Origin of the sequence: Nostoc sp. ChiSLP03a, from assembly GCF_034531215.2 — a bacterium.
GTDB lineage: Bacteria > Cyanobacteriota > Cyanobacteriia > Cyanobacteriales > Nostocaceae > Nostoc.
The window spans coordinates 15040-27800 of record NZ_JAVRBQ020000014.1 but is presented as its reverse complement, the minus strand read 5'-3'; the positions used below and the strand labels follow the sequence as shown (position 1 = coordinate 27800).

At 41.0% G+C, this 12761-nt stretch carries 11 protein-coding genes, 1 tRNA gene and 1 rRNA gene; 8 read left to right on the top strand and 5 right to left on the bottom strand.

Annotated features, from left to right (window positions below; genetic code table 11):
- A 16S ribosomal RNA gene (locus RMY32_RS01960) occupies positions 1-176 on the bottom strand; the annotation flags it as partial.
- A gap of 441 nt (positions 177-617) precedes the next feature.
- Here RMY32_RS01960 and RMY32_RS01955 point away from each other — a divergent pair.
- The 6 genes from RMY32_RS01955 (at position 618) to RMY32_RS01930 (ending at position 4408) form a co-directional block, all read left to right on the top strand.
- Positions 618-800 (top strand): hypothetical protein, encoded by a 183-nt coding sequence (locus tag RMY32_RS01955; RefSeq protein WP_322708540.1) that lies wholly within the window; start codon positions 618-620, stop codon positions 798-800.
- Positions 801-846: 46 nt separating this feature from the next.
- Positions 847-1671: a 16S rRNA (adenine(1518)-N(6)/adenine(1519)-N(6))-dimethyltransferase RsmA gene (gene rsmA, locus RMY32_RS01950; protein WP_322708539.1), complete on the top strand. Its 825-nt coding sequence runs from the start codon at positions 847-849 to the stop codon at positions 1669-1671.
- A gap of 104 nt (positions 1672-1775) precedes the next feature.
- A complete protein-coding gene (ispE, locus tag RMY32_RS01945; protein ID WP_322708538.1) occupies positions 1776-2729 on the top strand; it encodes a 4-(cytidine 5'-diphospho)-2-C-methyl-D-erythritol kinase in 954 nt (317 codons plus the stop codon).
- A 163-nt stretch (positions 2730-2892) separates the two neighbouring features.
- The gene (locus RMY32_RS01940) at positions 2893-3222 is read left to right on the top strand and encodes a DUF3082 domain-containing protein (protein WP_322674528.1); all 330 of its coding nucleotides are present in this window, start codon (positions 2893-2895) and stop codon (positions 3220-3222) included.
- A 331-nt stretch (positions 3223-3553) separates the two neighbouring features.
- Positions 3554-4165, top strand: a complete 612-nt coding sequence (locus tag RMY32_RS01935; protein WP_322708537.1) for a GerMN domain-containing protein — start codon at positions 3554-3556, stop codon at positions 4163-4165.
- 171 nt (positions 4166-4336) lie between these two features.
- Positions 4337-4408, top strand: a tRNA-Gly gene (locus RMY32_RS01930).
- A gap of 182 nt (positions 4409-4590) precedes the next feature.
- Here RMY32_RS01930 and RMY32_RS01925 read toward each other — a convergent pair.
- The gene (locus RMY32_RS01925) at positions 4591-6348 is read right to left on the bottom strand and encodes a hypothetical protein (protein ID WP_322708536.1); all 1758 of its coding nucleotides are present in this window, start codon (positions 6346-6348) and stop codon (positions 4591-4593) included.
- A 648-nt stretch (positions 6349-6996) separates the two neighbouring features.
- Here RMY32_RS01925 and RMY32_RS01920 point away from each other — a divergent pair.
- Together RMY32_RS01920 and RMY32_RS01915 are read left to right on the top strand one after the other, a co-directional pair.
- Positions 6997-8286 (top strand): succinate--CoA ligase subunit beta, encoded by a 1290-nt coding sequence (locus RMY32_RS01920; RefSeq protein WP_322708535.1) that lies wholly within the window; start codon positions 6997-6999, stop codon positions 8284-8286.
- Positions 8287-8668: 382 nt separating this feature from the next.
- On the top strand, positions 8669-9550 hold the full coding sequence (locus RMY32_RS01915) for a CoA-binding protein (RefSeq protein WP_322708534.1): 882 nt from the start codon (positions 8669-8671) through the stop codon (positions 9548-9550).
- A 317-nt stretch (positions 9551-9867) separates the two neighbouring features.
- Here the strand turns inward: RMY32_RS01915 and RMY32_RS01910 are convergent, their stop codons facing one another.
- The 3 genes from RMY32_RS01910 to RMY32_RS01900 form a co-directional block, all read right to left on the bottom strand.
- The gene (locus RMY32_RS01910) at positions 9868-10956 is read right to left on the bottom strand and encodes a HAMP domain-containing sensor histidine kinase (protein WP_322708533.1); all 1089 of its coding nucleotides are present in this window, start codon (positions 10954-10956) and stop codon (positions 9868-9870) included.
- 5 nt (positions 10957-10961) lie between these two features.
- Positions 10962-11672 carry a response regulator transcription factor gene (locus tag RMY32_RS01905; protein WP_322674510.1) on the bottom strand — a complete coding sequence of 237 codons (711 nt, stop codon included), beginning with the start codon at positions 11670-11672 and terminating at the stop codon, positions 10962-10964.
- Between the two features lie 242 nt (positions 11673-11914).
- A complete protein-coding gene (locus tag RMY32_RS01900; protein ID WP_322683944.1) occupies positions 11915-12610 on the bottom strand; it encodes an NYN domain-containing protein in 696 nt (231 codons plus the stop codon).
- Positions 12611-12761 lie beyond the last annotated feature (151 nt).

Below are 12761 nucleotides of genomic sequence, written 5' to 3'. Positions count from 1 at the left end.
TCACCCAAGGGCACATCCGGTATTAGCCACCGTTTCCAGTGGTTGTCCCAGACCTAAAGCCAGATTCTCACGCGTTACTCACCCGTCCGCCACTATGTCCGAAGACACCGTTCGACTTGCATGTGTTAAGCATACCGCCAGTGTTCATCCTGAGCCAGGATCAAACTCTCCGTTTTGTTGTGTTTAGAGTTTGTGGCTCCGAAAAAATATTTTCCGGAATCCTGTTATTAATTTTGATTATCCTTTTGGATTTACCAAAAGCAAAATCTTTTGACGAGGATTGGTTTTTTCTTAAGCTTTCAAAGTATTATGTTTTACAGGTTCAGCGGTGGTTTGGCGTCTGTTGCCTTTCCACTTAACTAGATTAACTAGTCATCCCCTAGTTTGTCAAGGGGTAAATTTATTTTTTTTATGAAATGGCAAATCGCTTGCCTGGACTTGCTTTCAGGTTAATAGGTTAAGCAACAGGAGGCAGGCGAGAACGAAGTGGCTAAACCTAAGTGTGTGAATAATGCACGTTGCTTGTTTCTAAATGGGATCTGATACAAGTTAAGTAATTAATGATTATTGAAAAAGGCAGGAGGTAGTCTTGCTGGAGGTATGTATCTTAAATCCAAATGCTCGAATTAATTATATATAAGAGCATAGTTGTTGGAAGCTTGCAGTTTAAGACTCCTATCCTACAGGTGAGGCTATATGGACACTTACGCGATCGCCATCACTACGATCGCGGAGCGTTTGGAGGAGAAGATAGGCGTTACAGTGAATCTAGCGCTGTAGAGAAACTTCAAAATTTATAATGAGTTTTTGATAAACGCTAAAAACTAGACTAGGCAATAAATACAGATGATCCGACCGCGTAAGGTCTTTGCTCAACATTGGCTCAAAAGTGAAAAGGCGCTCGACGCAATTATTAAAGCAGCTGAGTGTACACAAAGCGAACGCGTCCTGGAAATTGGGCCTGGAACCGGGCTTCTGACTCGTCGTTTATTACCCTTAGTGCAATCTCTGGTTGCAGTTGAAATAGACCGCGACTTATGCCAACTGTTATCAAAGCAGCTTGGTAAGACTGAAAATTTTTTACTTTTGCAGGGGGATTTTCTCAGTCTAGATTTACCATCTTATCTGGCAGCCTTTCCCAATTTCCAACAGCTAAATAAGGTAGTAGCCAATATTCCCTATAACATTACAGGGCCAATCATTGAGAAACTACTGGGTACCATCGCTAACCCTAATCCCGAACCATTTGACTCAATAGTGTTGCTGGTACAAAAAGAAGTAGCAGAAAGGTTATATGCTAAAGCAGGCTCAAAAGCTTTTGGGGCGTTGAGTGTGCGGGTACAGTATTTGGCTGAGTGTGAGTTAATCTGCACAGTTCCAGCGGCCGCATTCCATCCACCACCAAAAGTCGATTCAGCAGTGGTGCGATTGCGTCCCCGAAAAATAGAAATACCAGCGCTTAATCCCCGACAGTTAGAGAATTTCTTAAAGTTGGGTTTTGGTGCCAAGCGCAAAATGTTACGAAATAATTTGCAATCTGTTATAGAACGCGATCGCTTGAGCCACTTACTGGAACAATTAAAAATAAATCCCCAAGCTAGAGCCGAAGACCTCAGCGTTCAGCAATGGGTAATTTTAGCAAATGAATTGGGAGTAGAAAGTAGGGAGTAGGGAACAAGGCAGATTTTTCCCATTCCTCCTTCTTTATTCCCCATTTCCCACTCCCCATTACCCCTTATCCCCAGAGGGGGTCCCACCTTCCCCACTCCCATAAAATGCATTCCTACAGCCTAATTGCCCCTGCCAAAATCAACTTATATCTGGAAATCATTGGTAATCGCCCCGATGGTTATCACGAGTTAGCCATGATACTTCAAAGTATCGGACTTGCCGACAGAATTGATGTGCGTCCCATTAGCACTGATACTATTAGGGTTCACTGCAACCACTCACAAGTACCGACAGATAAAAGTAATCTGGCATACCGCGCAGCAGAATTAATGGTGAGGCATTTTCCCGAAGCCTTTGCTAAACATGGAGGTGTAGAGATTACTGTTAATAAGCAGATTCCTGTAGCTGCTGGGTTGGCTGGAGGTTCGACAAATGCAGCAGCTGTGTTGGTAGGGATAGATTTATTATGGAAGTTGGGATTAACTCAGTCAGAGTTAGAAGAGTTGGGAGGTACACTCGGTTCAGATGTACCTTTTTGTGTAGCGGGTGGAACTGCGATCGCAACAGGTAGAGGTGAGCAACTTTCTCCCGTGCCGAGTTTAAATAACATATATATAGTATTGGGGAAATACCGCAGTCTGGAAGTTTCCACCCCTTGGGCATATAAAACTTATCAACAACAGTTTGGTCATTCTTATATTAGAGATAGCGACAACTTGGCAGTGCGCGCTAATGCAGTTCATTCAGGAGCAATAGTAAAAGCTATCCTGGATAAAGATGCCAGAGAAATTGCCCAAAAACTGCACAATGATTTAGAGCGTGTCGTATTGCCAGTCTATCCGCAAGTCTTGCAGTTGCGAGAAACATTTGCAAATCAGGAAGGTGTTTTAGGAACAATGATGTCTGGTTCTGGTCCAACAGTTTTTGCTCTTGTTGAGTCTCAACAGCAGGCAGAAAAAGTGAAACTGCAAGTTAGGGAAGCAATTGTTGATGAAGACTTAGAATTGTTTGTGACTCGGACAATTACACATGGTATTCAGGTGGCATCTTCAGTTTAAATAAATCTTTATTGTTAATCGAGTATGGGCAATAAGCTGATGGATGAGCTTTTAAGTTGCATAGTTCAAATCACCAAAAAAACGCAAAGATGCAATTTAAATGACAAACAATAATTATTCCTAATGCTCCAATCCAAAATCTAACATCTAAAATTTAAATATTATGAATGACCAAAATCTAACGCCGCAAACAAATGCTAAAGAACAGGTGACAGCTAGTCCGTTACGCTGTTTTACTGGGGCGGCGATTTCTGGAGGGATGGCATTTGCAGCCTATTCGCTGATGATTGCGATCGCAACAAATTTTGCTAGTAAACCGATCCATTCAATCAATCCATTGGTGGTGAAGATTTCTTCTGCTGTCCGCACTCTGGTTGTTGGTGTAGTTGCTTTAGGTAGCGGAATTTTTGCTATAGTAGCAATTGGTTTGTTGGCTTTGGGAGTGCAATTATTAGTGCAGCAATTGACGAAGCAAAAAAGTAGTGAAAACTAGTAATTTGCTTTTAATCAGTCATCTAAAAGCACAAGTTTTTCTAATATTCTCCAAGGAGTTGATTTTACTTTTGCCAAATTTCTTTAGCACAAGCAACAGGCGCAGATGCAGTGCTACTGGTTCCAGTAATTCTCTAGTTTATTGTATCCCTAATGTTGTCAAACATAGCTCCTTGAATAGTAGATGTTGTAATTTTAGTGGATAGTATAAAATTTGACTTTAAAACATTTTGGGTTGACACTTTATAGACTGGCTTAATATTGACGAATTCATGCGGAATTGATACCAACAACACTGAAATAGATAACAATATAATTTATAAGCAAAATTTATGAACACAATCAAGAGATATTTTTTACCCCCTATTTTTGTGACAATGGTTGTGAGCCTCAGTAGTTGTAGTTCTAACCCTACCGCAGGTAATATTGACAGCGCAACTTCATACCCTACCACAGCACCAGCACCGACGAATAGCCTACCTTCTCAGGCTCCCAGCCAAATTCCTAGCGTAGCTCAGTTGAGAGAAAAATCTCCTAATCAAGAATCTTCTAAGGAAAATACGCCTTCATCACCAACTTCTAAGGTTGCCACTAGCAAAACTACTAACGTAACACTATACACAAGTGATACCCAGTGTCAAAAACTAATTCCAGAAAAGGTTTCAGTACCAGCCGAGGAACCAGTGACAAATGTCGTAAGTAAAATCTTAGAAAAACGAGATACAAGCGACTTTAGCTTGTCTGGGTATCGTGTCAACATCAAAAATGGCATTGCTACAGTTGATTTACGAATATCTCCTGAGTCAAAGCGGCAAATAAGTTCTCTTTCTAGTTGCGAACAGTTTGCTCTGTTTGGCAGTCTCCGCAAAACCTTAACGAGTAATGCTCAATGGAATATTAAAGAGGTTCGCTTCACGGAGCGAGGCGAGGAAATTGTTCTTTAGTTAAATATTGTAATAAGTGCCGTCATCAGCTAGCTAAAAAAATTTCCTAATCTGAACAGCTACAAGACTCATGCATCAGTAGTTGTCAAAATAGTGTATTTTCTAGCCAATTGAAAACAGCTGTAAATAGTGGTATGCTTAATTTTAGGCATAAGTTTATGTTAGCAATTTGCGGGTGTAATTCAGTGGTAGAATGTCATCTTCCCATGGTGAACGTCGTGGGTTCGAGTCCCATCGCCCGCTTTAAAATGTGTAACTTTTAGCCAGTAGTGCGATCGCTATTTTCCTGAAATAGGAAAAACCCTGACATAGTAAGTATTATGTCAGGGTTTTAGGTATTTGAAATGCTGTAGCAGTATTTTGTTAAATTGACAAATAATTAGTTAATGTACAATTCATCCTTTATACTTCAATCGGTATTTTACTTACCCGCCTAAAGTCCGCGTATAAATTACCTGACCTTGGGAATCATAAAGAAAAAGGGATAGATTGGCATTTTCACCAATTACAGCTAGGGCTTCGCGTAAGATTTGCAAGTGATTGGTAACATCAACAGCAGTATTCGAATTCTGAGAATAAGGACTAGCCAAGTTATTTTGTCTTATTTGGTCATACTCAGAAGTTAGTCGGACAATAATTTCTGCATTGTCTATGCTAAAGGTGCAAATCCGAATTCCATTAATGCAAGTCTTATCTAAGTCAGTGCGGGTTTGTTGCAAACTACTAACAACTTGTACTTTTTCTTGTGCTTGTTTGAGCGCAGATGAATAGGGTTTGCTCAGAGACTGAGCCTGAGTGTAGTACAAGCTATCTTGGGGAACTTTTTTAGCAGTTTGCAAAGCCTGCTCCCAATATATCGCCGCTGCTTGCCATTGTTTTTGTTGTTCATAAACTTTGGCTTGCTTGGCAGTGGTAAGGGCCTGTTGGTAGGTTTTAACAGCTAATTGTTCTTTAGTAGCGCGATCGCGTACTAATACTAACTTAGGTTTATAATCTAGCAACAGCTTTTGGGCTTCTTGATATCCAACGCTATTTCGGGGAATCGTATTCAAGGCATTAATTACCACCAGCCAAGTAGATTGCGCCTTTTGCCAGTCATTCAAGGATTTAGCAGCAGCTTCTTGCTTCTCGGCTGCAACAGCTACACCTTTTGCCATTGTTAGTTTTTTCAGCCATTTTTCCTCAATAAATATCTGTTGATTTACAGCGTGCAAACGAACACGATAATTCAGTAATTTACCCTGCACCAGCCCATAGAGTTCACTACTAGAACTTATACTTTCTAGTGGCGCTATAGCCTGTCGCCATAAGTGTTGCCTAGTTTGTAATTCCTCTAAGCTAGATGCTGGAGTTTGAACTTTTTGTGTCGCCAAAGATGCCGTTTGCAAAGCTTTGACCACCCGATCGATTTTTTGCGATCGCCCTGATAAACTTGCTTTTAGTTCCTGTGACAGCTGGTAACGAGGCGACCAACTAGGAATTACATTCAGGTCTGTGCTGGCTGCTGCAAGTTGCTGTTGTAGAGCAACTAATTCTTTTTCAGACTTGGCGCGGCGCATTAGTTGTGGAGATTTTGTTTTTACTTGCTCGGCGTTTTGTATTTCCTTACACTCAGACATCACGCAAGGGCGAGTCAATAAGTAAGCACCACCGCCTAAAACTATAATTCCCACCAACGCTGCACCCAAGAGGATAGGTTTGACCTGGAATCCTGGCTTTGAAGCCGAGAAATTCGGCACATCTGCAAACGGGTCAAACAGTTCTTCTTCTTTTTCTTCTTCGCTCTCATTGATTAATGGAGAATATGTCAGAGATGATGAGGGGAATATTACTTCCTCATCTTTTTGTACTTCCTCATCTCCCTCTGCTACCCATCCCCCCGTCGGCTTCAACGCCAAGAAACATTTAGCATAAGGGAGTTGTTCGCCAAAAACTCTCAAAAAACATTGCACCCGTTGCTTTTTGTGGGGTGCTAGAGACTGAAGTACCTCCTCAATAACTGCAAAAATTAGTTGAGCGTCAACGATTACATCTGACGCGTGTTGCGTTAAAATCATTAGCTCGCCTTTATTGACGACGCATTTAACCTCGAAGACTTCAGCGGTTGAGACTTCTACAAGTAATTGTTCTTGCAAAGTTTTGGCTAAAAGCTGTAAATCTTCTTGCTGGACTGCTACTTTCATACAGCTTTCCCGCTGAACTTCTATATTGTTTTGATTATCTTTAAGGGGATGAAATGAACTTTTTAGGTTTGTTGAATGCAAATGCACAGTTTAACCAACCACAGCCTGAGAATCTGAACGACCAACTTTCTAACACAAATTCTGATTTTTCACCAAAAATTAAAAAAGTAGTTATTGTTCGTGGCGATACATTTTTACAGTGCTAGATGCAAAATTAAATAATCTGTCTTCAGGTATAAATTAGAAATAAAAAATGGGAATAATAAAGAATTTGGGTATTTTCACTGCATTAGTTTGCGATAATTAAATTCACAAAAGCTACTGCTTTGCGAAATGCTAGTTGCAAACAATTGTTGCCAAATTATCTCAAGGTTAAGAAAACGATGCTATGTCAGAGGGTTTTGACAAAAAAGCTAGTTATCTTCTATGCTGGAAAACTTGCTGAAAAGATTAATTATGTGTTGGGCTGCTGGCACAAACAAGTTGACTATCAAAATTAATATGCTTCATTTGCTGAATTCGATAAAATTGATCCGTGAAAAATAAGTTTTTCTAGCTGCAAAAAGGTTAATTCTGCAATAAAGGTGCTGCAAAATATCAAGACAGGAATAACCAAAATCTTGGAAAGTGTCAATACAAGGTGTATCAATGGATTTATTAGAGTACCAAGTTAAAGAATGGTTTGCGAAGATAGGCATCCCGGTATTGCCTTCCCAACGAATTGACCATCCTACAGATTTGAAACGGTTAAAAATTCGCTTTCCAATTGTACTGAAATCTCAAGTCCACGGAGCGGAACGGGCAAAAGCGGGTGGAGTCAGATTTGCCCAAACCACTATCGATGCGATCGCAGCTGCTCAAAATATCTTTAGTTTACCAATATGGGGCGAATTGCCGGAAGTTGTACTGGCAGAATCTAGATACGACGCTAACCAAGAATTTTATCTAGCAGTGGTTTTAGACACAGCTGCCTGTCGACCGGTACTTTTAGGTTGCAAAGAAGCAGATATCGATTGGGAATCGGCTGGGGAAAGAATGCACTACGTTGTCGTGGAACAGGAATTCTCACCATTTTATGCGCGACGATTGGCTTTGAAAATGGGTTTGCAAGGAACGCTGATGCAGTCAGTAAGCAGCGTTGTGGAAAAGATGTACCACTTATTTGTCCAAAAAGACCTGGATTTAATCGAAATTAATCCCTTGGCAGTCAGTACTACTAGTCAAGTTATGGCTCTTAATGGTAAAGTCAGGGTCAACGAACGGTCGATCAAGCGTCATCCCGATTTTGCCGAGATGGCAGCAAAAATTATCAGTCGTCATACCACTACTGAAATCAACGGTATTTTGGGTGACTGGGATGGTGTGCAAATGCATGGAAAAATCGGTATTTTAGGTAACGGTACTGGTTCAGTGATGGCAACTTTAGATTTAGTTGCAAATGCTGGTGGCAATCCAGGTTTTTGTTTGAATCTACGTCATGCTTTCCTTACAGATACTACACCAACTACCTTCCGCGATCGCCTAGAAACAGGTTTGAAAATGCTGGAGGCTGATAAAAGCATTCAAGTAATACTAATTAACTTTCTAGGTAGCATTCCGCAAACTGAGGAAGTGGCTGAAGTTATAGCTAGAGTTGTGCAGCAAGACGACAGCGAACTTCAATCACAGGTTGTACGTTCTAATGGTAATAAAGTTCGGCGAGAGCTTAATTTTCCATCCTTAGTTGTCCGTCTTGCTGGCTCTGAATTTAACACTGCGAGAAAATATTTGACAACACTAAAAACCCGCACCGATGCGCTTGTCGTGGTAGAAAATTTAGATGAGGCAGTGGCAGCAGCAGTTCTCCTTGCTAAACCAACGGTTATTAACAATTCAAAATTCAAAATTCAAAATTCAAAATCAAAGACATTTTCAGACGGGGATTTAAACCCCGACTGAAACTGACCAAAGGCTGAGTAGCTTGGACTTTGCGCTACGTGTTCTGGTTGGGGTCTTAAACACGAGTGATTTACGATAAAAGATAGTGAATGTTATTTTGTTCCAATTCAAGAATCAAAAATTATTAATTTTTACCGTCGGGTATAAATTGTTGAATTTGATGCTCAAATCAAGTATAGCTTTGCTTTTTGGGACTAAATTATATAGTACATTCAAACTGGATATTCCGATCTAGAGGTGCGTTTTCTCACTTTTGGAATACTTAGCTTCCAGACTAATTTTTGGAATTTCAGTAAAAATTGAATCAATAGGACACTGTAAATGTGTCGTTTCTATGCTCAGTGGTTGAAGGCACTGATTGCCAAACTTAAGGTAATTTTTTATGAATCTAACGCCAGAAAGTAAAGTCTTAATTCAAGGCTTTTGTGAATTTATATCAGGCACTCATGTTGCTCAAATGAAAGCTTATGGCACAAATTTAGTAGCTGGTGTCAATCCTGGATGCGGCGGACAGGAACTGCATGGACTGCCAGTATTTGATTTAGTAGAGGAGGTAATAGAACAATTTGGGGCAATTGACACGACAATTATTTGTGTAGACCCTTACGACGTATTGGATGCGGCATTAGAAGCGATCGCATCTAATATTCGCCAGATTATTATTATTACTGCTGGTGTGCCGCCTTTGGATATGGTGCAATTACTCCGCAAAGCCGAAGCTTGTGAAACTTTGGTAATCGGGCCGAATAGTCCGGGGATCATTGTACCGGGAAAAATTCTCTTAGGAACTCAACCCAGCGAATTTTATACCCCTGGAACAGTGGGGATCGTTAGTCGTAGCAGTACCCTCACCTACGAAATTGCCTACGAATTAACAAAAGCAGGTTTAGGGCAGTCGATTAGTGTCAGTATTGGTAGTGATGCGATCGTTGGTTCCTCATTTTTGCAATGGCTGCAAATTCTCGATGAGGATGAAACCACACAAGCGATCGTTTTAGTTGGTCAACCTGGTGGTGGTAGTGAAGAAGCAGCAGCGCGGTATATTGCTGAAGCAATTGATAAACCAGTAATTGCCTACATTGCAGGAAGACTTGCACCACCAGGAAAAACTTGGCGTCAAACTGGGACTTTAGCAACAGTTATCGGACGCGATCCTGACTTTGGCACAGCCCAAAGTAAATTAGCTGCTTTAAAAGAAGCGGAAGTAACAGTAGCTGAACGTCCTTCTCAAATTCCAGAATTATTGAGAAAGGAGATTAACTAATTACTAATTCGTAATTCAATTTTTAACTACGAATTACGAATTACGTAGCTTGCTTCTCGCCTTTGGCGAGTATTACGAATTATTTTAATGAGCGATTTTGAGGGAATAAGTAGGCGATCGCAGCATAACCCGAAGCACTGAGTAAACTAACCAAAAAAGCAGCCAAAATAAAAGTAGACATAATGTTACACTCTATGCATTTCTAAAATCCTGGCATTCGTCAACGAGCTAGAATTTTGGATACTTTCAAATTAGCAATTGGGTATGACACAGCCATGACTAGCTTGTGTCAATTCCTTGGAATTGAAGGTTTTGTCTCAAGCCAAAGGCAGAAAAAATCGAAACGTACTACCAACTCCCAATTCGCTTTCTACCTGAATTTGACCGGCTTGTAATTCAATCAAACGACGGGAAATAGTTAAACCAATACCAGTACCTCCCGAATGGCGATCGCGCGATTGATCGGCTCGCCAGAAGCGCTCAAACACATGAGGCAAATTTTCTGGAGCGATACCAATGCCTGTATCACTTACCGCAATCGAGAGTTGAGATGCGTCAATCCCAACAGTAATGGTAATTGAACCTTCGTTAGTGTAACGAACTGCATTACCTAGCAGATTAACTAGCACCTGTTCTGTACGGTCAACATCTGCCAATACAGGAGGTAGCACAGATGGACATTTCAAGAGCATAACTGGCCCATCTTCTAATAATTGGTCGGAAAATTTCTCCACTAATGACTCTAACAACGGACGCAAATTTACCCGTTGGATATTAATTGGTAGATAACCAGCTTCTGCTTTGGATAGTTCTTGTAAATCGTTCACCAACCGCTCTAAGCGTCGAGTTTCTTTCGCTAAACGCCGATAGATTTCAGGAGACGCTTCAATTTCCCCATCAGCCAGTTCTTCCAAATAACCGCGCACTACAGTTAATGGTGTTCGGAGTTCATGGGTCATATCTCCAATCACTTCTCGCCGTCGCGCTTCTACGCCTTCTAAACTGGCAGCCATGCGGTTGAAACTACTGCTCAATCCACTAAGTTCTGGAATGTCAGACACAGGTAGTCGTGCATCCATTTGACCAGCAGCAAATTTTTGGGTAATTTGTTCCATCTCGGTCAATCGCTGCATAATTCGTCTGGACACCCAGTAACTCAATCCTCCGGCGGCGGTAGTACCCACTAAGACTGACCAAAGAGTGCTGCGCTGCCAAGCAAGTTCAAATCCTGTCACCAATTCCGCACGGACATCGATTAAGTCGAACCCCTGATTTTCTAATCCTTCCAAATGCAAGACAAACAAGCGGGGGGAAGAGATTTTGCTGATGCTCACCAGACTAGCTACCCCCACAATCATCACTACTAAGTGGGAGAAAAATAGCCGCCCTCTCAGCCCCATCTTCATAACATTTATGCCACCAGAGGATCTTCAAATTTATAGCCAACCCCAACAACAGTTTTAATAAAAGTCGGATTTGCCGGATCGGGTTCAATCTTTTTTCGCAACCGCGCTACATGAGTATCTACCACTCGTTCATCGCCAAAAAAATTATCTCCCCAAAGTTTATCAATTAGTTGGGTACGGTTCCAAACTCGACCAGGATTACTGACAAAGGTGGTTAGCAAGTTAAATTCTAGGGTAGTTAAGTCCAAAATTTCAACTTCTTGAGAATTTGTCTGGCGACTGGCAGTACGCTGGTCTACATCGACAATAAAGTGTTGGGTACGATTGACTTGATGTTGTCCTCCTTGGCGGAGGCTACGCCGTAATAATGCCCGCACCCTAGCTACTAACTCTCTGGGGCTAAAGGGTTTGACCATATAATCATCAGCACCAGTAGACAGACCAATGACGCGATCGATTTCTTCACCCTTAGCAGTAAGCATTAAAATGTAAGGATCTTTAGCACCTGGTTTCTGGCGAATTCGGGCACAAACTTCCAACCCATCCAAACCAGGGATCATTAAATCTAGAATGATTAAATCCGGTGGTTGCTCTTGAAACATCCGCAAAGCATTCATGCCATCGCGGCTAGTGCGACAAAAAAATCCTTCTTTTTCTAAAGAGAGTTCGATTAAACGAGCAATTTCTGGCTCATCTTCAACTATTAAAATATCCATCTGAAATATAAGATCGAGCAAAATGGGCACAGCAAAGACAATACGGTTCGGTTAACATATTTGTCTCTTGAAGATCCCCCCAACTCCCTTAAAAAAGGGGCTTTTTCTCCTCTTTCCCCCCTTTTTAAGGGGGTCGCCACAGGCGGGGGGATCTTATCCGAACCGTATTGAGAGCAAAGACATGAAGACACTGAGATATTTTTTATGCGTCCCTGTGTCTCCCACTCTTTGCCTCTTTTTAATTAAAGGTTTGAATTTGACGCTGTGCGATAACTATAGCCAAGATTAGAATCTTTTTGAATGTGTGTTTTAATACTATCGAGGTCAATAAAGCAGTCAGCAACATCAATCAAACTTTCACTAGTGGTTGTTTGCAGACTAACTACTTCCACCCGAACCCCCATTCTGCTGACAGCGTTCACAGCATAAGCTAAATCTCCATCGCCACTGACTAAGACCGCTGTATCATAATAAGGAGCTAAAGTTATCATATCTACAGCAATTTCTACGTTCAGATTTGATTTTTTGAAATTCTCTGCTGGTACAACGAGTTCCTTTGCTACTACGCGATAGCCATTGCGACGCATCCACAAGAGAAAACCCTGTTGCTTTTCATTACTGATATCAACCCCAGTATAGAAAAAAGCACGCAACAATCTGGAACCACTAGTTAAATGACAAAGCAATTTAACGTAGTCAATTTCTATGCCGAGTTGTAAGGCTGTATGGAACAGGCTTAAGCCATCAATAAAAATAGCAACTCGACCACGATTTAAGTTATTCAAAATCGAACTATCAGGTGCAGGATCTCGCATCTTGGTATCTTTACCTTTGACAGCAGTATCGCTCAAATTTTGCCCTTGCCAATGTGGTTTCGCTTTGAGTACTTTAGATTCCTTAAATTCATTTCTTTGTTTGCTAAAATTAGTTATAATCATTGATACCTCTGATTTTAAAGCTGTAAAGAAATTTGACTAAATTTTCTATAGTATAGTCTGTGCTTGATTTATAACCTAGCAGGTAATGGTCTTAAGTCACTATATGCAGATAAAATTAACTAGTGTTAGACAAGATTAAAAATAGACAGCG